General features: G+C 67.0%; 13 protein-coding genes. 6 read left to right on the top strand and 7 right to left on the bottom strand.

Features of this window, described 5'->3' with window-relative positions; genetic code table 11:
* Nucleotides 1–88 precede the first annotated feature (88 nt).
* Together J8847_RS11055 and J8847_RS11050 are read left to right on the top strand one after the other, a co-directional pair.
* On the top strand, nucleotides 89–1,678 hold the full coding sequence (locus J8847_RS11055) for an EAL domain-containing protein (protein ID WP_211524755.1): 1,590 nt from the start codon (nucleotides 89–91) through the stop codon (nucleotides 1,676–1,678).
* Nucleotides 1,679–1,777: 99 nt separating this feature from the next.
* Nucleotides 1,778–3,370 (top strand): EAL domain-containing protein, encoded by a 1,593-nt coding sequence (locus J8847_RS11050; protein WP_211524754.1) that lies wholly within the window; start codon nucleotides 1,778–1,780, stop codon nucleotides 3,368–3,370.
* A 1-nt stretch (nucleotide 3,371) separates the two neighbouring features.
* On the opposite strand, the gene J8847_RS11045 is transcribed toward J8847_RS11050, so the two are convergent.
* A complete protein-coding gene (locus J8847_RS11045; protein WP_211524753.1) occupies nucleotides 3,372–4,739 on the bottom strand; it encodes an amino acid permease in 1,368 nt (455 codons plus the stop codon).
* Between the two features lie 118 nt (nucleotides 4,740–4,857).
* Between J8847_RS11045 and J8847_RS11040 the strand changes: the two genes are divergently transcribed.
* Nucleotides 4,858–6,132, top strand: coding sequence for a glycerate kinase (locus J8847_RS11040; protein ID WP_211524752.1), 1,275 nt, complete (start codon nucleotides 4,858–4,860; stop codon nucleotides 6,130–6,132).
* A 185-nt stretch (nucleotides 6,133–6,317) separates the two neighbouring features.
* On the opposite strand, the gene fusA is transcribed toward J8847_RS11040, so the two are convergent.
* Nucleotides 6,318–8,426 carry an elongation factor G gene (gene fusA / locus J8847_RS11035; protein WP_211524751.1) on the bottom strand — a complete coding sequence of 703 codons (2,109 nt, stop codon included), beginning with the start codon at nucleotides 8,424–8,426 and terminating at the stop codon, nucleotides 6,318–6,320.
* A 193-nt stretch (nucleotides 8,427–8,619) separates the two neighbouring features.
* Here fusA and J8847_RS11030 point away from each other — a divergent pair, with 193 nt between their 5' ends.
* A complete protein-coding gene (locus tag J8847_RS11030) occupies nucleotides 8,620–10,860 on the top strand; it encodes a TonB-dependent receptor domain-containing protein (RefSeq protein WP_229512707.1) in 2,241 nt (746 codons plus the stop codon).
* A gap of 167 nt (nucleotides 10,861–11,027) precedes the next feature.
* On the opposite strand, the gene J8847_RS11025 is transcribed toward J8847_RS11030, so the two are convergent.
* The 5 genes from J8847_RS11025 to hmgA form a co-directional block, all read right to left on the bottom strand.
* On the bottom strand, nucleotides 11,028–13,409 hold the full coding sequence (locus J8847_RS11025; RefSeq protein WP_211524750.1) for a bifunctional diguanylate cyclase/phosphodiesterase: 2,382 nt from the start codon (nucleotides 13,407–13,409) through the stop codon (nucleotides 11,028–11,030).
* A 129-nt stretch (nucleotides 13,410–13,538) separates the two neighbouring features.
* Nucleotides 13,539–14,240 carry an MBL fold metallo-hydrolase gene (locus tag J8847_RS11020; protein ID WP_211524749.1) on the bottom strand — a complete coding sequence of 234 codons (702 nt, stop codon included), beginning with the start codon at nucleotides 14,238–14,240 and terminating at the stop codon, nucleotides 13,539–13,541.
* 66 nt (nucleotides 14,241–14,306) lie between these two features.
* Nucleotides 14,307–15,119, bottom strand: a complete 813-nt coding sequence (locus tag J8847_RS11015; RefSeq protein WP_211524748.1) for a TlpA disulfide reductase family protein — start codon at nucleotides 15,117–15,119, stop codon at nucleotides 14,307–14,309.
* A gap of 43 nt (nucleotides 15,120–15,162) precedes the next feature.
* Complete coding sequence (locus J8847_RS11010) at nucleotides 15,163–16,470, bottom strand: hemolysin family protein (RefSeq protein WP_307727509.1); 1,308 nt, start codon at nucleotides 16,468–16,470, stop codon at nucleotides 15,163–15,165.
* 131 nt (nucleotides 16,471–16,601) lie between these two features.
* Nucleotides 16,602–17,897 carry a homogentisate 1,2-dioxygenase gene (gene hmgA / locus J8847_RS11005; protein ID WP_211524746.1) on the bottom strand — a complete coding sequence of 432 codons (1,296 nt, stop codon included), beginning with the start codon at nucleotides 17,895–17,897 and terminating at the stop codon, nucleotides 16,602–16,604.
* A gap of 192 nt (nucleotides 17,898–18,089) precedes the next feature.
* Between hmgA and J8847_RS11000 the strand changes: the two genes are divergently transcribed.
* Nucleotides 18,090–18,995 (top strand): LysR family transcriptional regulator, encoded by a 906-nt coding sequence (locus J8847_RS11000; RefSeq protein ID WP_211524745.1) that lies wholly within the window; start codon nucleotides 18,090–18,092, stop codon nucleotides 18,993–18,995.
* Between the two features lie 79 nt (nucleotides 18,996–19,074).
* The gene (gene hppD / locus J8847_RS10995) at nucleotides 19,075–20,181 is read left to right on the top strand and encodes a 4-hydroxyphenylpyruvate dioxygenase (protein WP_211524744.1); all 1,107 of its coding nucleotides are present in this window, start codon (nucleotides 19,075–19,077) and stop codon (nucleotides 20,179–20,181) included.
* The last annotated feature ends 34 nt before the right edge of the window (nucleotides 20,182–20,215 follow it).

Raw genomic sequence — 20,215 nt, 5'->3', positions numbered from 1 at the left:
GCGCGTTTGCGGGCCGGGCGCGGCGCAGCTAGTATGGAGGCTCGGGTCCGGCCATCGCTCGGCGGACAGAATCGGGCAAAGGGACTCCATGCGCAAGTCGGTCGTAGTGCTGTTGACCTTGCTGATCGCGTGCACTGCCGTCGGCGTGCCGATCTGGCTTGCCATTGCCCAGTCCCAGCGCCAGGGCCTGGACGCCGCTGAGTCCCAGGCCCTGGGCTATGCGCGCGACGTGGTGTTCCGCTCCGACGACACCGGCCGCCAGATCGAGGCTGGCATCGCGCGCCTCAAGGCGCAGCACGGGCATGCGCCGTGCACGGCGCAAAGCATCGACCTGATGCGCCAGATCGACCTGAGTTCGAGCTACATCCAGGCGGTCGGCTACGTGGAGGGCGAGGACATGGTGTGTTCGTCGATCAGCGACGGCACCCCCTTTGCGCTGGGACCGGTCGACTTCCAGTCCGACCAAAATTTCAAGATCCGCCGCAGCGTGCGCTTCCCCTTCACGCCCGAACAGGCTTTCGTGGTGGTCGAATCCGAGCATTTCGCCGCCATCATCCACAAGGATTTGCCGATCGACACGGCGAACAGCGAGCCGGATGTGTCCCTGGCCGTGTTCTCGCTGCTCGACCCGAGGCCGGCGAGCACGCGCGGCCCGGTCGACCCGAACTGGGTGCTGCGCCTGGGGGATGAGCGCGAAGTCGTGTTCTCGGACGGCAGCTATATCGTCGCGGTGGTGCGCTCGGCCCAGTTCCACACCGCGGCCGTCGCCGCCGTGCCCCTGCACTACGTACGCGACCGCTCGCAGCACGTCGCGAACCTGCTGGTGCCGATCGGGCTGGTGGCGGGCGTGGCCCTGGCGCTGGCGATTTCCTACCTGGCCAGCCAGCAGCTGGCGCTGCCGGCGGCGGTCAAGGCGGCGCTGCGCCGTGGCGAGCTGTTCCTGGAATACCAGCCGATCATCGACTTGCGCAGCGGACGCTGGATCGGCGTCGAAGCCCTGGTCCGGTGGCGCCGCTCGACCGGCGAACTGGTGTATCCGGACCTGTTCATCCCCATCGCCGAGCAGCACGGCCTGATCGTCAAGCTGACCCGGCGCGTGCTCGAGCTGGTGCGCAGCGATGTGGGCGACTTCCTGGAGAACCGGCCAGACTTCCATGTCGGCATCAACGTGGCGCCGGCCGATTTCCATGCGGGCGACTTCCTCGACTGCCTGGCGGGATGCCTGCGGCAGATGAGGGCCGCCCCCGGCAACCTGATCCTGGAGGTCACGGAACGGGGCCTGCTCGACCCGGTGGTGGCGCGCAAGACCACCGGCGCCTTGCGCGCCAGCGGCTTCGCTGTCGCCATCGACGATTTCGGCACCGGCTATTCGAGCCTGTCCTACCTGGAATCGCTGGAACTCGACTATCTCAAGATCGACCGCAGCTTCATCGAAGCGATCGGCACCGGGGCGCCCACCAGCCAGGTGGTCCAGCACATCATCGCCATGGCGCGCGACCTGAAGCTGTGCATGATCGCGGAAGGCGTCGAAAGCCAGGAACAGGCAGATTTCCTGCGCGCACGTGGCGTGCAGTATGCGCAGGGCTGGCTGTTCGGAAAGTCGATGCCCTTCGCCGAAGTCAGGGAGCACCTGCGCCGGATGGAGGCCCCGGCCGCGGTGGCCGCCGGAGCCGGCTAGGGCGGCGGCTTCCCGGGCCGCCGATTGCGAAGCGGTCCCGGCGGCGATAGTATGGAGCCGGATGTCTAGCCCGGTCCGGGGCGGACCGGGAGTTCATGGATGAGCAAAACGGCGGTGGTCGTGCTGAGCTTGCTGCTGGCGATGGCGGGCATCGGCGCTCCGATCTGGTTCGCCATCGCCCAGTCCGAGCGCCAGGGTTTCGAGGCGGTGTCGCGGCAGGCGCTGGCCTATGCGCGCGATATCCTGCTGCGTTCCGACGAAACCGGCGCCCAGATCGCGGTGGGCGTGGACCGCCTCGCCCGGGATCATGCGGCGGCGCCCTGTTCGCCGGCCAGCATCGACGCCATGCGCGAAATCGATGTCGGCTCGAGCTATATCCAGGCCGTCGGCTACCTGCGCGGCGATATGCTGGTCTGCTCGTCGTTCGCAGGCCAGTCGAGCCAGTTCTCGCTCGGCCCGGCCGATTACCGTACCGCGAACGCCGCCTCGTTCCGGCGCAACGTACGCTTCCCGTTCGCGCCGCAGCGGTCTTTTATCGTCATCGAGCGGAACGGTTTCGCGGCCGTCATCCACAAGGATCTGCCGATCGACACGGCCAAGAGCGAACCGGATGTGTCGCTGGCGGTGTTCTCCAGGCAGAGCACGACGCCGCTAAGTGTGCGCGGCCACATCGAGCCGGCCTGGCTCGGCCGGCTCGGCAAGGCGCGCGAGGCGGCTTTCGTCGATGGGGAGCATCTTGTCGCGGTGGTGCGCTCGGAGCACTATCTGACCGCGGCCATCGCCGCCGTGCCGCTGCGCTACCTGCGCGAGCGCACGAGCGACGTGGCGCGGCGCCTGGTCCCGGTCGGACTGGCGGCCGGCGCGCTGCTGACCCTGGCGATCCTCTACCTGGCGCGCGAACAGATGGCGCTGCCGGCGGCGGTGCGGAGCGCGTTGCGCCGCGAGGAATTGTTCCTGCTGTACCAGCCCGTGGTCGACCTGCAAAGCGGGCGCTGGGTCGGCGTCGAGGCGCTGCTGCGCTGGCGGCGCCCGAACGGCGAGATCGTGAGTCCGGAGCTGTTCATCCCGATCGCCGAACAGCACGGCATGATCGTCCGGATCACCGAGCGGGTGCTCGAACTGCTGTGCAAGGAGGCAGCGGGCCTGCTGGCCGCCCATCCCGGCTTCCATATCGCCATCAATGTATCGCCGGCCGATTTCCACGATCCAGGCTTCCTCGACGGACTGCACGCGGCCTTGCGCGGGATGGGCGCGGCGCCCGGCAACCTGATCCTCGAAGTGACCGAGCGGGGCCTGATGGATCCGGACGTGGCGCGCACCACGACCGGCGTCTTGCGCCGCAATGGCTTCGCGCTGGCGATCGACGACTTCGGCACCGGCTACTCCAGCCTCGCCTATCTGGAATCGCTCGAACTCGACTACCTGAAGATCGATCGCAGCTTCATCGAGGCGATCGGCACCGAGGCGCCGACCAGCCAGGTGGTTCAGCACATCATTGCCATTGCGCGCGACCTGGACCTGAGCATGGTCGCCGAGGGTATCGAGAGCGAGGCGCAGGCCGAGTTCCTGCGCGCACGGGGAGTCCAGTATGGACAGGGCTGGCTGTTCGGCAAGCCCATGCCCTTCGCGGAGGTGGTGGCCCACATGCGCGGCCAGGCTGCCGTGCAGGCGATGGCCGCGAACGACGCCTGATCTAGGCGGCTTCGACCGCAGCCGCCGCGCGGCGCTCGCGCACCAGGTAGCCGATGCACAAGGCGCCCAGCCACACCGGGATCAGGTAGACCGCGATGTTCAGGCCGGGGCTCAGCAGCATGATCACCAGCAGCAGCGCCACGAAACCCAGGCACAGGTAGTTCGACAGCGGATAGAAGGGGCTGCGGAACAAGGTAGCCTGGCCTAGCTTGTCCTTCTCGCGGCGGAAGCGCAGGTGGCTCCACGAAATCATCGCCCAGTTGATCACCAGGGCGGCCACGGCCAGCAGCATCAGCATGCCCAGCGCCTGCTCGGGCAGGAAATAGTTGACGGCGATGGCGGCGAAGGTGGCCAGGGCCGAGACGCCCAGCGCCGCCAGCGGCACGCCGCGCGAAGAGATGCGCAGCAGGAAGCGGGGCGCGTTGCCTTGCTGGGCCAGGCCGTAGAGCATGCGGCTGTTGGCGTAGACGCAGCCGTTGTAGACCGACAGGGCGGCCGTCAGCACCACGAAGTTGAGCACATTGGCGACCAGGCCGCTGTCGAGTTCCTTGAAGATCAGCACGAAGGGGCTGCCGCCGGTGACGACCTTCTGCCACGGGTAGAGCGACAGCAGCACCGCCAGCGCGCCGATGTAGAAGATCAATATGCGGTACAGGGCGTTGTTGGTGGCGCGCGGGATGGTGCGGCTCGGGTCGTCCGCCTCGGCGGCGGTCATGCCGATGAATTCCAGGCCGCCGAAGGAGAACATGATGACGGCCATCGACATCGCCAGCCCGGCCGCGCCGTTCGGGAAGAAGCCGCCGTGCCGCCACAGGTTCGATACGCCTGCCTCGGGACCGGCGCCGCCGCTGGCCAGCAGCCAGACGCCGAACACGATCATGCCGACCACGGCCACCACCTTGATCAGCGCGAACCAGAATTCCATCTCGCCGAAAGCCTTCACGTTCATCAGGTTCAGGCCGTTGACCAGGAAGAAGAAGGCCAGCGCCGTGACCCAGGTCGGGATCTCGGGGAACCAGTATTGCATGTAGATGCCCAGGGCAGAGAGCTCGGCCAGGCTGACCAGGATGTACATGACCCAGTAGTTCCAGCCCGAGACGAAACCGGCCATCCGGCCCAGGTATTTGTTCGGGAAATGGCTGAAGGAGCCGGCGACGGGTTCGGCGACGATCATCTCGCCCAGCTGGCGGATGATCAGGAAGGCGACCGCGCCGGCGATGGCGTAGCCGAGCAGGACCGAGGGGCCCGCCATCTGGATGGTCTGGGCGATGCCGAGGAAGAGTCCGGTGCCGATGGCGCCGCCCAGGGCGATCAGCTGGATGTGGCGGTTCTTCAGTCCGCGTTTGAGTTCGTGCTTCGCGTCTTGCATCGTCGGCCCCGGCCTTATGAATTGTATGATTGCCTGAAAGACAGGAATTCTACTGCATCCTTACGGCCGGGTAGAATTCGCGATAAGGTAAGTAGCAACAATTCACCGGAATGATCCCATGAGCGTTTTACAGCCGCCCGCCATCCGGGCGCTTTTGACCGAGATGTTCCAGGCGGCCATCGATTCGGCGGCGCCACGCTGCTCCATTGCGCGCTTCCTGCCGCCGCCGCCCAAGGGCCGCACCCTGGTGGTCGGCGCGGGCAAGGCGGCAGCCAGCATGGCCCAGGCGCTGGAAGACAACTGGAGCGCGCCGCTGGAAGGCATGGTCGTCACCCGCTACGGCTATGCCGTCCCCACCCGCGCCATCGAGGTAGTCGAGGCCGCCCATCCGGTTCCCGACGCCGCCGGCCTCGCCGCGGCGCAGCGCATGCTGGCCATGGTCCAGGGCTTGAATGAAGACGACCTGGTGATCTGCCTGATCTCGGGAGGCGGATCGTCCCTGCTGCCGCTGCCCGCGCCCGGCATCGGCATCGGGGACAAGCAGGCCATCAACCAGGCGCTGCTCGCTTCCGGCGCCACGATCTCGGAAATGAATTGCGTGCGCCGCCACCTCTCGAGCATCAAGGGCGGGCGCCTGGCGGCGGCCTGCCACCCGGCGCGGGTGCTGACGCTGCTCATTTCCGACGTGCCGGGCGACGATCCGATCGACATCGCCTCCGGGCCGACCGTGGCCGATCCGAGCACCTGCGCGGACGCGCTGGAAGTCGTCGGGCGCTACGGCATCGCGCTGCCGCCGGCGGCGCGCAGGCTGCTCGAAAGCGGCGAAGGAGAAAGCCTCAAGCCGGGCGACAAGCGGCTGGCGCGCATCGAGACGCACTTGATCGCCACGCCCCAGATGGCGCTGGAAGCGGCGGCCAGGGTGGCCGAACGCGCCGGGATTCCGGTCCACCTGCTGGGCGACAGCCTCGAAGGGGAGGCACGCAGCGCCGGAACGCTGCTGGCTGGCATCGCGCGCCAGGTCGCGGACAAGGGCCAGCCCTTCCGCCCGCCCTGCATCCTGCTCTCGGGCGGCGAAACCACGGTGACGGTGCGGGGAAAAGGACGCGGCGGGCGCAATGTGGAATTCCTGCTGGCCCTGGCCCTGGCCCTGCGCGGCCACCCGGGGATCCATGCGCTGGCGGGCGACACCGACGGCGTCGACGGCATCGAGGAAATCGCCGGCGCCGTCGTCACGCCGGACACCCTGGCGCGTGCCTGGGCGCAAGGCATCAACCCGGCCGCCAGCCTGGACGGCAACGACGGGCACGGCTTCTTCGGCGCCCTGGGCGACGCCGTCCTCACCGGCCCGACGCTGACCAACGTCAACGACTTCCGGGCGATTTACATTGGTTAGGATTTGCTCAGAAATAGCGCCGGGTCGGCTTCACCGAATAGGTCTGCTTGAACACCCGGCGCTGGATCTGGCGCCACACGAAGCCGGCCACGGCCATCATGATCATTTTCCGCATGAGAAACTCCTGGACAAGGGTGGACTAATCAGCCGTCACCTTACCCCGCCTCGGTGGACGACGGCGCATGCTAGCGGCCGGTGCGCGAAGTCGCGATCTGGTCCAGCACGTGCTTCGGCACTGGCGAGTACTGCTTGAACTCCATGGTGTAGGTCGCGCGCCCCTGGGTCAGCGAGCGCAGGGTGGTCGAGTAGCCGAACATCTCGGCCAGCGGCACCAGGGCCTTGACCAGCTTGCCGCCGCCGCCCGGTATCTCGTCCATGCCCTGGACCATGCCGCGCCGCGTCGACAGGTCGCCCATCACGTTGCCGGTGAATTCCTCGGGCGTCTCCACCTCGACCTGCATCATCGGCTCCAGCAGCTCGGGCGCGGCGCGGCGCATGCCGTCCTTGAAGGCCATCGAGGCAGCCACGCGGAAGGCGTTCTCGTTGGAGTCGACGTCGTGGTAGGACCCGAAGGTGAGGGTGGCGCGCACGTCGACCACCGGGTAGCCGGCCAGCACGCCGCTCTGCAGGGTCTCGCGGATGCCTTTGTCCACCGCCGGGATGTATTCGCGCGGCACCACGCCGCCCTTGATGGCATCGACGAATTCGTAGCCCTTGCCGGGGTCCATCGGCTCCAGCTTGAGCACCACGTGGCCGTATTGGCCCTTGCCGCCGGATTGCTTGACGAACTTGCCTTCGACGTCCTCGACCGGCTTGCGGATGGTCTCGCGGTAGGCCACCTGGGGCTTGCCGACCGTGGCCTCGACGCCGAACTCGCGCTTCATGCGGTCCACCAGGATCTCCAGGTGCAGCTCGCCCATGCCGGACATGATGGTCTGGCCCGATTCCTCGTCCGTGTGGACGCGGAAGGACGGGTCTTCCTGGGCCAGCCGATTCAGGGCGACGCCCATCTTTTCCTGGTCGGCCTTGGTTTTCGGTTCCACCGCCTGCGAGATCACCGGTTCCGGGAACACCATCTTCTCCAGCACGATCACGTGGTCCGGGCTGCACAGGGTGTCGCCGGTCGTGACCGCCTTGAGGCCGACGGCGGCGGCGATGTCGCCGGCGAAGACTTCCTTGATTTCCTTGCGCTCGTTGGCGTGCATCTGCAGGATGCGGCCCAGGCGCTCCTTCTGCGCCTTGGTCGGGTTGTACACGGTGTCGCCGGAATTGACCACGCCCGAATACACGCGGAAGAAGGTCAGCTGGCCGACGAAAGGATCGGACATGATCTTGAAGGCCAGGGCCGAGAAGGGTTCGTCGTCGGAAGGATGGCGCTCGATCTCCCGGTCGTGCTCGTCGTGTCCGGCGATGGCCGGGACGTCCACCGGCGAGGGCAGGTACTCGATGACCGCGTCGAGCATGGCCTGCACGCCCTTGTTCTTGAACGCGCTGCCGGCCAGCATGGGCACGATCTCGTTGCGGATGGTGCGCTGGCGCAGGGCGGACTTGATCTCGTCCTCGCTGAAGGTGTCGCCGCCCAGGTATTTCTCCAGCAGCTCGGGGGTGGCGTCGGCCGCCGCCTCGACCAGGTGCTCGTGCCATTCACGCGCCAGCTCCTTGAGGCTGTCGGGGATGTCCTCGTAGCTGAACTTGACGCCCTGGCTGGCGTCGTCCCACTTGATGGCGCACATCTTGACCAGGTCGATCACGCCCTCGAAGTGGTCTTCGGCCCCCAGCGGAATCTGGATCGGCACCGGCACGCCCTTCAGGCGCTCCTTGATCTGGCGGTGCACGCGGAAGAAGTCGGCGCCCACGCGGTCCATCTTGTTCACGAAAGCGATGCGCGGCACCTTGTACTTGTTCGCCTGGCGCCAGACGGTCTCGGACTGCGGCTGTACGCCGCCAACCGAATCGTAGACCATCACCGCGCCGTCCAGCACGCGCATGGAGCGCTCGACCTCGATGGTGAAATCGACGTGGCCGGGGGTGTCGATGATGTTGATGCGGTGCTCGGGGAAGGTGTTGCCCATGCCGCGCCAGAAAGCCGTGGTCGCGGCCGAGGTGATCGTGATGCCGCGCTCCTGCTCCTGCTCCATCCAGTCCATGGTCGCCGCGCCATTGTGCACTTCGCCGATCTTGTGATTGACACCAGTGTAGAACAGGATGCGCTCGGTCGTGGTGGTCTTGCCGGCATCGATGTGGGCGCTGATGCCGATGTTGCGGTAGCGCTCAATGGGGGTCTTGCGGCTCATCACAATCTCCTAGAAGAGAAAATCGGATCTGGCCGTTCAATGTAACTGAAGTGGGGCCGTCTTGCAGGCGCCGGCATCGATTTCTCTCTCTTGCGAAGGAGCATGCGCAGGGTGACGCCGGAACTCATCAAGCAGACTCATCTGTGCGAGAATCGTCGGTTCCGTCCATTCACGCTCGCCCTGATGCCAACGTATGACCATGCCGCACCGCACCGCTTCTGTCCCGATCTCGACACTGGGCCGCGCCGTGCTCGCGCTGTGCGCCGCCACCGCTTCCGTCCAGGCCCAGCAGGCGCAGGAGCCACCCGCACAGGAGCAGGCGAAAGCGGCGCCCGCCGTGCCGGCGCCGGCGGTCGAAGCCACGGTCTCGGTCAGCGCCGCGCGCCCGACCAACCGCATCGACCGCCAGGTCTACGACGTCAAGGCCGACCCGGCGACCTCGGTCGACTCGGTGGCCGACACCCTGAACAAGGTGCCCTCGGTGGCGGTTGATCCGGACGGCAATGTCTCGCTGCGCGGACGCAACAATGTGCAGATCCTGGTGGACGGCAAGCAGTCGGCCATGATGCAGGGCGAGAACCGGGCCGCGGCGCTGAACGCGCTGCCGGCGGCGGACCTGGAATCGGTCGAGGTGATCAACAATCCGGGCGCTCAGTTCGGCAACGAGGGCGGCGGCGGGCCGATCATCAACCTGGTGATGCGGCGCGAGCGGCGCCCCGGCGGTTTCGCTTCGCTCAACGCCAACGCCGGCACCGGGGGACGCTTCCACGCGAATGCCTTCGGCAGCTACACCACCGGCCGCATGAGCCTGCAGGGCAGCGTCTTCGGCCGCCACGACCGTCGCGCTTCGACCGGCGAAACCTTGCGCGAGCGCATCGATCCGGCCAGCGGCGCCGTGTCGCGCAGCGCGCAGCATAGCCGCGGCGAGAACCGCAACGACGTCGGCGGCTTCAACGGATCGCTCAGCTACAACCTGGGCGACAAGGATGTGCTCGGCGTGAACGCGAACTACCAGGCTGCAAACAGCGACGGCGATTCAAGCGAAGACTACCGGGGCCTGCGGCCGGACGGCAGCGTCGAGAGCGAGTACACCCGCGGCACGGAACGCGAGGGCCGCAACCGCAGCTACAGCCTGGGCACGCGACTGGACCACAAGGGCGACCAGGACGGCGAGGCGCTCAAGCTCGACCTGCGCCTGTCAGGCTCGGACAACGACAACGGCGCGCGCTATGCCAGCCTGTATACGCTGCGGCCGCCGGCCGCGGCGAATCCCTTCAACCGCCAGGAGGGCGTCAACGACAGCCGCGTGGCCGACTTCACCGCCGACTACGAGCTGCCGGTGGCGGAGGGGCTGCTCAAGCTGGGCGCCAAGGCGGCGCGCACCAGCAGCAGCTTCGACAACCTGTTCCTCGACATCGACCCGGCCACCATGGCCGAGCGCGTCAATACCACGCGCACCAACCGCTTCGAGCTGGACGACTCCACCTTGGCCGTCTACGGCTCCTACGAGCGCCGCCTGGACAGCAAGTGGAAGGCGCAGGGCGGCCTGCGGGCGGAGTACAACGAACTCGACATGCACCAGGTGACGACCGGGATCCGGGCCAGGAACGATTCGACCGACCTGATCCCGAGCGCCTTCGTCACCTACGCGCTGTCCGAGGATGGCACGCTGCGCCTGAGCTACGCCCACCGCATCCGCCGTCCCGGCGCGGGCGACCTGAATCCCTTCGTGGTCTACCGCGACGAGCTGAACATCGCATCCGGCAACCCGGCGCTCAAGCCCAGCGAGTCGGATTCGCTGGAGCTGGGCTACGAGACCCGCTTCGGGAAGGTAGACACCAACCTGCGCCTGTACGCGCGGCGCGATACCGACCTGATTTCCGAGCGGCGCCTGCTGCTGGCCAACGACGTGCTGCTCACCACGCGCGAGAACGCGGGCAGCAAGCGCTCGGGCGGGCTGGAATTCTCGTTCAGCGGACGCGCCACGCCGGCCCTGCAGCTGAACCTGAGCGGCAATATCGGCTATGCGGAGCAGACCGTGCTGGGCGGGCAGGCCGGGGCAAACCGCAGTGCGGCCTCGCTCAGCGTGCGCGGCCGTATCGGCTGGCAGCCGGACAAGGAGAACCAGTTCCAGCTGGTGCTCAATGCCCAGGGCAAGGAATTGTTCGGAGAGGGCTACCGCCAGCCCGTGCGGACGGCCAACCTCAGTTATCGCCGGACCTTGAGCCCGGCCCTGAGCCTGGTGCTCAATGTCAACGACGTGTTCGATTCGCAGAAGACGGAGATGGTCACCGAGACCGCGCGCCTGCGCGAACGCAGCGTGCGCCGCGGCGACGGACGGGTCGTGTTCCTGGGCCTGTCCTACCGCTTCGGCTCCTTTGGCGGCGGCAACCGGGGTCCCGGCATGCGTCCGATGGGGCCGCCTGGACGCTGATTAGAGCACGCCGAAGAACAAGAGCACCAGCAGGGTCAGGACCACCGACACCAGGATCGATCCCAGGCAGCCGAGCTTGTTCGAGAAAAAGAGAAACATGGTCATCCTTCATGACGGGGATGCGCCGAGTATAGCGGCCTGCGCCGTAGACGGGCGCACGCAGGCCGCTAGGCAAGCAGCCGGGTATCGCAGCGGATCATGTCTTCCAGCTGGTCCGAAGGCACGGCCGGGCTGAAGTAATAGCCCTGCATCTGGTCGCAGTCGTGGTCGCGCAGGAAGGCCAGCTGTTCCTGGGTCTCGACGCCTTCGGCCACCACTTGCAGCTTGAGGCTGTGCCCGAGCGCGATGATGGCGCGCGGGATGACGGCGTGGTCGTCGGCCTGCAGGTCGGTCAGGAAGGAGCGGTCGATCTTGATGTAGTCGACCGGGAACTTGCGCAGGTGACTCAAGCTCGAGTAGCCGGTACCGAAATCGTCGATCGACAGGTGCACCCCGAGTTCCTTGAGCTGGACCAGGGCGTCCTTGGCGTCGGCCGGATTGTCCATCAGCTGGCTTTCGGTCACCTCCAGTTCGAGCTGGCCCGCCGGCACCTGGTAGCGCGCCAGGGTGGCCGCCAGGCGCTTGGCGAACTGGCGCTGGCGCAGCTGGCGCGCCGACAGGTTGACCGAGATGACGAAATCCTTGGCGCCCGCCGCGTTGAGCGAGCGCAAGGTGCGGCAGGCTTCCTGGATCACCCATTCGCCCAGCGGCACGATCAGGCCGGTTTCCTCGGCCACCGGGATGAAGTTGTCGGGCTGGATCAGGCCGTGCTCGGGGCGCTGCCAGCGCACCAGGGCCTCGGCCCCGATCACCTTGCCGCTGCGCAGGTCGACCTTGGGCTGGAAGCCCAGCACCATCTCGTCGTTGCGGATCGCCCGGCTCAGGCTCGCTTGGAGCATCAGGTGCTGGTGCATGGCCTGGGCCATCTCGGCCGAATAGAACTGGATATTGTTCTTGCCCAGGGCCTTGGCGTGGTACATGGCTGCATCAGCGGCGCGCATCACCCGGTCGACGGTGTTGCCGTCGTTCGGGAACAGGCTCACGCCGATGCTGGTGCCGGGGACGATCTCGCGTCCGCCCACCAGCACCGGCGTGCCGACGCTGCGGCGCACCCGTTCGAGCAGGTCGGTCACGTGGGCCACGCTGGGCTGGTCGTGGATCAGCAGGACGAACTCGTCGCCGCCGATGCGCGCCACCAGGTCGTCCTCGCGCATGTTGACGCGCAGGCGCTCGGCGATCTCGCGCAGCACCGCGTCGCCGGCGTCGTGGCCGAAGTTGTCGTTGATGTGCTTGAAGTTGTCGAGGTCCAGGAAGGCGAGGGCGCCCAGCACGCGGTGGCGCAGCGAGAAATCGACCGCGAACTTGAGCCGGTCCAGGAGCAGGGTGCGGTTGGCCAGGCCGGTCAGCGGGTCGTGGTGGGCCAGGTGGTGCAGGCGGCGCTCGTAGTGGCGGGCCTCGGTGATGTCGCTGATGACGGCCACGAAATGGGTCACGGCGCCGTCGACCGTGGTCACCGGATCGATGCGCAGGTCGTTCCAGAAGATCTCGCCGTTCTTGCGGGCGTTGCGCAGGATGGAGCGCACGCTTTCCTTGCGCTTGATGGCGTCGTGGATGCGCTTGTGTTCGTGCTCGTCGCAGCCCTCCACGCGCATGAAGCGCGGGTCCCGTCCCTTGATCTCGGCCAGCGTGTAGCCGGTGATCTGTTCGAAGGCGGGGTTCACGTACTCGATCAGGTTTTCGCCGTCCTCGCAGATGGTGATGACGATCGCGTTGACGCTCGAATACAGGGCCCGCTCGCGCACCCGCAGGCCGTGCTCGACCTGCTTGCGTGCGGAGATGTCGAGGCCGGTGCCGAACACGCAGGGCTTGCCGGCCAGGTGGGTGCGGCAGCAATGGAACATGTAGGTGGCGCGCCGTCCGTATTTGCCCACCAGGTCCGCTTCGTGGGTGGATTCGCCCTGTTCGAAGGCGGCGGTCAGGTACTGGCCGATTTCGTCGCGCACTTCTTCGGGGTAGAAATACTTCACTTCGGTGGTGCGCAGTTCCTCAGGCGTGCGCTGGAGCGCTTCCTCCAGCTGGTGGTTCCAGAACACCAGGCAACCGGATTCGTCGATCACGTAGAACACGCAGGGAAGGTCTTCGATGATGTCGCCGATGGGCAGCTCGCGGATCACCGCCGGGTGCTGCGGCAAAGGCTCGACCGGCAGCATGACCATGCTGTAGGTCGGGCCGCCCGCCTGGTCGAGGGCTTCGGGCGAGACGGTGACCCGCACTGGCAGCGTGCCGCCGTCCGCGCGCGCCAGCTTGGCCAGCGAAGCGGTATCGGCGCGCGAGAGTATGGACAGCGCTTCGTGGCGCGGAGACTCGAAGGCGAGCAGGCGCTCCACGGTCCAGCCGCGCACCTGCTCCGCGGTGTAGCCGGTGACCTGTTCGCAGGCACGGCTCCAGCGGAGAATGGTGCCGTCCGGATCGACGACGAAGGCCGCCAGCGGAATGGGTGCGCGCTTCACAACTCCTCCTGTCCGTCTGCGCAATGCACGTGGGAAGGCTACGCGGCCATGATAGCGCGCTCGCGGCAAGACGGCAGGAATGTACGCAGCGTAACGAACGGGGCGCCGGGCTCAGCCGGGCGACGCCGCTCAGACGCTGTGGGGCAGGCCCAGGTTCTGGTTGGCGGGCACGGCGATGTCCATCAGCCTGGGGCGCGGCAGGTTGAGCGCTGCCATCAGCGCGACGAAGTCCTCGCGCGAACGGTTGGCGAGGCGCGCGTTGTGGCGGCGTTCCCAGCCGATGGTCGAGACCGACTGGCCCTTGTAGTCGTGGCCGGGCCAGACGCGGGTGGCGTCGTCCAGCGCGAACAGCTTGCGCGTGACGCTGTCGTAGAGCGCGTCCGCGCTGCCGCTCTGGAAGTCGGTGCGGCCGCAGCCGTCGATCAGGAGGGTGTCGCCGGTGAACAGGTTGCCGCGCCACAGGTAGCACACGCTGCCCGCCGTGTGGCCAGGCGTGTGGATCACGTCGATCTGCTCGTGCCCGGCGAAGGAGATGCGGTCGCCGTCGTTGAGCTGGACTTCGGCCGGCGGAATCCCGCAGCCGCTGGGCACGCAGGCCTTGGCGCCGGTCATGGCGCGCAGCTTGCCGGCCGAGGTCACGTGGTCGGCATGGGCATGGGTTTCCAGCACATGGGTCAGCTGCAGGCCGAGGCGCGCGATGTGGGCCAGGTCGCGCTCCACATGGCGGTCGACCGGATCGATGATGACGGCCTCGCGGCTGCCGGGCGGCACCAGGATGTAGGTGAAGGTGGACGACTCGGCGTCGAACAGCTGGATCGGGTTGACTTGCATACGGCTCTCCTCGGTACGCCCGCTGTTGTACCACATGTGGCGTCGCGGGGAAAGCTTGGGCCCGCTTCAGCGCGCCTCGCGCAGGCTGTCGAGCTTGTCGCGCAGGCTTGCTTCGGATAGCTCGCCCGAGTGGCGCAAGCGCAATGTGCCGGATGCATCGTAAAACAGGGTGGTCGGGTAGCCGGGCGAGTTGGTGCGGGACGCCAGGCGGCCGGTGGGATCGGCCACCACCCCCTTGGTGTCCAGGCCCTGCTCGGCCATGAAGCGCTTCACCGTATCCAGCGATTCGCCCTGGTTCACGTAGACGAAGCCGATCTCGGGATAGCTGCGCTGCGCCTCGATCAGGACCGGCATCTCGCGGCGGCAGGGCGGGCACCAGGTGGCCCACAGGTTGACCACCAGCGGACGGCCGCCGAAGCTGTGCAGCGGCACCTCGGCGCCGTCGAGGCGGCGCACCTGGACGTCGGGCATGGGCGGCTGTGCCGGCGCCATGAGGTGTCCAAGCAGCGTGCCGCCCAGCCAGATCGCCGCGCCGGCCAGGCTCGAGACCAGCAAGGGGCGGCGCAGGGCGCTGTCGCGGCGGGTGAGCTCGGCGCCGGTCACGCAGGCGGCGAACAGGCCGGCGGTCGCCTGGAAGCCGCCGTCGCGGATGTCCAGCGCGCTCAGGGGCGAGGCGGCGTAGATGTCGTGGTGGCGCAGTACGAAGACGGCGCGGGCGGTGACGAAACCGGCCAGTATCATCTTCCACAGCACCGGGCCGGCGTCCACGCCCCGCCTGTTGCGCAGCCAGTCGGCGAGGCCGGTGGCGGCCAGGACCGCCGCCAGGACCAGGACGGTTTGCAGGGGAAGGATGAAGGGGCCAAGCCGGATGGTGTCCAAACAGGTGCTCCGGGTTCGTGTGACCGGCGTCTCGGACGCCCGGTCAGGACTTCTTGCGCGGCGCCTGCTCGCGGCGGCACACCAGGATGCGGTCGATGCGGTTGCCGTCCATGTCGACGATCTCGATCCGGTAATCCTCCCAGTCGAAGAACTCGGACACCTTCGGGATATACCCCAGCTGGTACAGCACGAAGCCCGCCAGCGTGTGGTAGGCGCCGGTCTCCTCGTCCGGGAACGCGATCGCCGTGTTCATCAGGTCGCGGAAGCGGTCGAGCGGCATGCCGCCGTCCAGCAGCCAGCTGCCGTCCTGGCGCTGGACGGCGTCGGGATCGTGCTCTTCGCCGATCACGGTCACGTCGCCGACCAGTGCGCTCATCACGTCGCTCAGGGTCACCATGCCCTGGATGTCGCCGTATTCGTCGACGATCAGGGCCAGCTCCGCGCGGTTCTTCTTGAACAGCTCCAGCAGGGCCATCGCGCTTACCGTCTCCGGCACGTACAGCAGCGGCTGGATCGCGGCGTCGAGGTTGATGGCGTCGAGCGAGCCGTGGCGCACCGATTGCGCGAACAGGTCGCGCGCCATCACATAGCCGAGGATGTGCGCGCGGTCACCACGGTACACGGGGTAGCGGCTGTAGGGATTGTCCGCGATCAAATCGAGATTGGCCTTGCGGTCCGCTTCCAGGTCCAGGATCACCAGGTCGACGCGCGGCGTCATCAGGGCCTTCAGGTGGCGGTCGTCCAGCCGCAGGGCGCGCGAGACGATGTCGTACTCGGTCTTTTCGAAGACGCCGGCGTCGGTGCCTTCCTTGATCATGCCGGTGATGTCTTCCTCGGTCGGCGCTTCGTCCTTGCCGTCGCGAATGCCGAGCACGCGCACGATCGCTTCGGTGGTCAGGGACAGCACCTTGACAAAGGGCGCCATCAGCCTGGACAGGATGCGCAGCGGCTGCGCGATCAGGGTCGCCATCGCTTCCGGGTACTGCATGGCGATGCGCTTGGGGACCAGCTCGCCCAGGATGATGGAGGCGAAGGTGATGCACACCACGACGATGCCGAGCGCGATCTCGCGCGCGTAGAGCGCAAGGGTGGGAATGGTCTCGATTTCCGGGGCGAGGCGCGTGACCAAGGAGGCTTCGCCGAAGGCGCCGTTGAAGATGCCGATCAGCGTGATGCCGACCTGCACCGTGGAGAGGAAGTGGCTGGGATTATCGGAGAGGTCGAGGGCGGCGCGCGCACCGCGGCTGCCTTCTTCCGCGCGCCTTTCCAGGCGCATGCGTTTTGCCGAGACAAGCGCGAGCTCGCTCATGGCGAACACCCCGTTCATCAAAATCAGAACGAGGATGATCAATATGTCTGTCATAAGGGGGAGAGAGGGGGCGATAGCCCTTGTCCGGACTTCTTCCGGGCCGTTGCCGGGCACGCCACGCCAGCGTACGGCGCATCATCGCATGCCCGGCAATTCAAAGGAACACAAATGGCCTACTGTTCCGGTCGGAAATATTTACGGATGCCGGCCCAGCACTGCTGGTAATCGCCCTGGCGCTGCGGCGAATTCAGCGCGTGTTCGGTCGGAACGATGACGTTGCGGGTCTCGAACATGAAGGCCATGGTGTCCGCCACCTTGTGCGGCTGGCTGGTGTCGGATCCGCTGGCCTTGTCGAAGGTGGCGGCATCCGGGCCGTGGCCGCTCATGCAGTTGTGCAGGCTGGCACCGCCCGGCACGAAGCCCTCGGCCTTGGCGTCGTAGGCGCCGTGGATCAGGCCCATGAACTCGCTCGCCACGTTGCGGTGGAACCAGGGCGGGCGGAAGGTGTCTTCGCCGACCAGCCAGCGCGGCGGGAAGATCACGAAGTCCAGGGTGTCCACGCCGGGGGTGTCGCTCGGGGCCTGCAGCACCAGGAAGATCGAAGGGTCCGGGTGGTCGTAGCTGATCGAACCGATGGTGTTGAAGTGGCGCAGGTCGTATTTATACGGCGCGTAGTTGCCGTGCCAGGCCACCACGTCCAGCGGCGAGTGCTTGATCTCGGCGCGCCACAGGCGGCCGCAGAACTTGGTGACCAGTTCGAAGTCGCCTTCGAGGTCTTCGTATTTCGCGACCGGGGTCAGGAAGTCGCGTGGGTTCGCCAGGCCGTTGGAACCGATCGGGCCCATGTCCGGCAGCTGGAGCAGGGCGCCGAAGTTCTCGCAGATGTAGCCGCGCGCCTCGCCGTCCGGCAAAGCGACCGCGAAGCGCACGCCGCGCGGAATCACCGCGATTTCCTGCGGCTCGACCTCGACCAGGCCCATCTCGGTGGCGATGGACAGGCGGCCCTGCTGCGGCACGATCAGCAGCTCGCCGTCGGCGTTACAGAAGTAGCGGCCTCCCATCGAGCGGTTGGCGGCGTACAGGTGGATGGCGCAGCCGGTCATGGCTTCCGGCGAGCCGTTGCCGGCCATGGTCACCCAGCCTTCGATGAAATCGGTGGGCCTGTCCGGCATGGGCAGCGGGCTCCAGCGCATCTGGTCGGGCGGGGCCGGGGTGTCGAAGCGGCCCACGATGCGCCCGGCGTCCATCGGCGCGAAGCGGCCATGCACGGCGGCCGGGCGGATCCGGTACAGCCAGGAGCGGCGGTTGTGGCTGCGCGGCGCCGTGAAGGCGGTGCCGGAAATCTGCTCGGCGTACAGCCCATGGGCCACGCGCTGGGGCGAATTGCGGTGCAGCGGCAGGGCGCCGGGCAGGGCCTCGGTGGCGAACTCGTTGCCGAAGCCGGACTGGTAGCCAAGGGGCTGGCTCATGCTGGATTCTCCTGGGACGTAAGCTGGGACGATGTCTATTGGCGCTCACTCTAGAAGAATTCGCCGTGTTTTACGAGATGAATAGAAAAATGTAGACTATTTATCCCATCAATATTGCTGTTCCCATGCCGGGACGGGGCCGACAATGCGCAATGTCCAGGCCAGCGTCGTGCGGCCGGCCAGCGAACGCCCATGATAGAACCGCACACCATCGACCTGAATCTGCTGTCCGTGTTCCAGGAAGTCTACCGGGAGCGCCAGATCTCCTCCGCCGCCAAGCGGCTGGGACTGAGCCAGTCGGCGGTGAGCAATGCGCTGGCGCGCCTGCGGCGCAGCTTCGGCGACGAGCTGTTCGTGCGCACGGCCAGCGGCATGCAGCCGACCCCGCTCGCGACCCAGATGGCGGAGCCGATCGGGGTGGCGATGGCCCAGGTGGCGCTGGCGCTGAACCAGCGCAGCCGCTTCGAGCCGGGCACCAGCAGCCGCCGCTTCACCCTGGCGATGACGGACGTGGGCGAGATCTACTTCATGCCCACCCTGATCGAGCGCTGCCGGCAGCTGGCCCCTGGCGTGGAGATTTCCTCGCTGCGGGCGGGCGCGGTGAACCTGAAGGAAGAGATGGAAGGCGGGCGGGTGGACCTGGCGATCGGACCCTTCGAGGATGTGTCCGAAGCCCTGTACCAGCGCCAGCTGTTCCGCCAGCCCTATGTCAGCATGTTCCGCAAGGGCCACCCGCTGGGGCGGGGAGAAATGACGCTGGAGCGCTTCGTGCGCGCCGAGCACTTGCTGGTGGATGCGAGCGACAGTCCTTACGACCGCATCAACCAGCTGCTGGCGCGCGCGGGCGTGGGCCCCTCGGTGCGCTTCCGGGTGCCGCACTTTACGGCGGTGCCCTATATCGTGAGCACGAGCGACCTGGTCGTGACGGTGCCGCAGAAGCTGGCCGAGCGCGCCGGAGCGCCTTTCGGCCTGGAGTGGGTCACGCCGCCGCTGGAGCTGCCGCCGCTGCAGACCAATGTGTTCTGGCACCGGCGCTACAACCAGGATCCGGGCAACCAGTGGCTGCGCGGGCTGCTGGCGGAAGTCTTCGCGGAGTAGCAGGAAAAAATTCGGCTGCGCATGGGCATCATGCGCGGCCAGTGGATGACACTAACCCAAGTCAACAAAGGAAGAGAAAATGGCAGACCTGTTTGAGAACCCCATGGGCCTGATGGGCTTCGAATTCGTCGAGTTCGCATCGCCGACGCCGGGCGTGCTGGAACCCGTGTTCGAGAAGCTGGGCTTCACCAAGGTCGCGGTGCACCGTTCGAAGGACGTCACCCTGTACCGCCAGGGCGACATCAACTTCATCATCAACAACGAGCCGAAGAGCTACGCCGCCTACTTCGCCGCCGAGCACGGCGCGTCGGCCTGCGGCATGGCCTTCCGCGTGAAGGATTCGCACAAGGCCTACAAGCGCGCGCTGGAACTGGGCGCACAGGCGGTCGAGATCCCGACCGGCCCGATGGAACTGCGCCTGCCGGCGATCAAGGGCATCGGCGGCGCGCCGCTCTACCTGATCGACCGTTTCGAAGACGGCAAGTCGATCTATGACATCGATTTCGAGTTCCTCGACGGCGTCGAGCGCCACCCGGTCGGCCACGGCCTGAAGATCATCGACCACCTGACCCACAACGTCTACCGCGGCCGCATGAGCTACTGGGCCGGCTTCTACGAGAAGCTGTTCAACTTCAAGGAAATCCGCTACTTCGACATCAAGGGCGAGTACACCGGTCTGACCTCGCGCGCGATGACCGCGCCGGACGGCAAGATCCGCATTCCGCTGAACGAGGAAGGCAAGGCGGGCGGCGGCCAGATCGAGGAATTCCTGATGCAGTTCAACGGCGAAGGCATCCAGCATATCGCCATGCTGTCGGACGACCTGATCACCACCGTCGATGCGCTGCGCGCCGCCGGCGTTCCGCTGATGGGCGCGCCCCCGGCGACCTATTACGAGATGCTGGAAGGCCGCCTGCCGAACCACGGCGAGAATGTCGACGCGCTCAAGGCCCGCGGCCTGCTGATGGACGGCAGCACCGAAGGCGGCCAGCCGCGCCTGCTGCTGCAGATCTTCTCGGAGACCCAGCTGGGCCCGGTGTTCTTCGAGTTCATCCAGCGCAAGGGCGACGACGGCTTCGGCGAAGGCAACTTCAAGGCGCTGTTCGAGTCGATCGAGCGTGACCAGCTCAAGCGCGGCGCCATTCCGGGCGCAACTGAGGGCGCAGCGGCGACCGCCGAGGCGTAAAGACACCGGCGCCCTGCGCGCCGCTGCTTGAGCT

The organism is Massilia sp. AB1, from assembly GCF_018119385.1.
GTDB lineage: Bacteria > Pseudomonadota > Gammaproteobacteria > Burkholderiales > Burkholderiaceae_D > Telluria.
This window is presented reverse-complemented; position numbering and strand designations above follow the sequence as displayed.

Excerpts from the sequence above, each read along its gene's own strand:
- J8847_RS11020 (WP_211524749.1), bottom strand. The coding sequence starts at position 14,240 with ATGCAAGTCAACCCGATCCAGCTGTTCGACGCCGAGTCGTCCACCTTC.
- J8847_RS11050 (WP_211524754.1), top strand. The coding sequence starts at position 1,778 with ATGAGCAAAACGGCGGTGGTCGTGCTGAGCTTGCTGCTGGCGATGGCG.
- J8847_RS11030 (WP_229512707.1), top strand. The coding sequence starts at position 8,620 with ATGACCATGCCGCACCGCACCGCTTCTGTCCCGATCTCGACACTGGGC.
- hmgA (WP_211524746.1), bottom strand. The coding sequence starts at position 17,897 with ATGAGCCAGCCCCTTGGCTACCAGTCCGGCTTCGGCAACGAGTTCGCC.
- J8847_RS11055 (WP_211524755.1), top strand. The coding sequence starts at position 89 with ATGCGCAAGTCGGTCGTAGTGCTGTTGACCTTGCTGATCGCGTGCACT.
- J8847_RS11040 (WP_211524752.1), top strand. The coding sequence starts at position 4,858 with ATGAGCGTTTTACAGCCGCCCGCCATCCGGGCGCTTTTGACCGAGATG.
- J8847_RS11000 (WP_211524745.1), top strand. The coding sequence starts at position 18,090 with ATGATAGAACCGCACACCATCGACCTGAATCTGCTGTCCGTGTTCCAG.
- J8847_RS11045 (WP_211524753.1), bottom strand. The coding sequence starts at position 4,739 with ATGCAAGACGCGAAGCACGAACTCAAACGCGGACTGAAGAACCGCCAC.
- fusA (WP_211524751.1), bottom strand. The coding sequence starts at position 8,426 with ATGAGCCGCAAGACCCCCATTGAGCGCTACCGCAACATCGGCATCAGC.
- hppD (WP_211524744.1), top strand. The coding sequence starts at position 19,075 with ATGGCAGACCTGTTTGAGAACCCCATGGGCCTGATGGGCTTCGAATTC.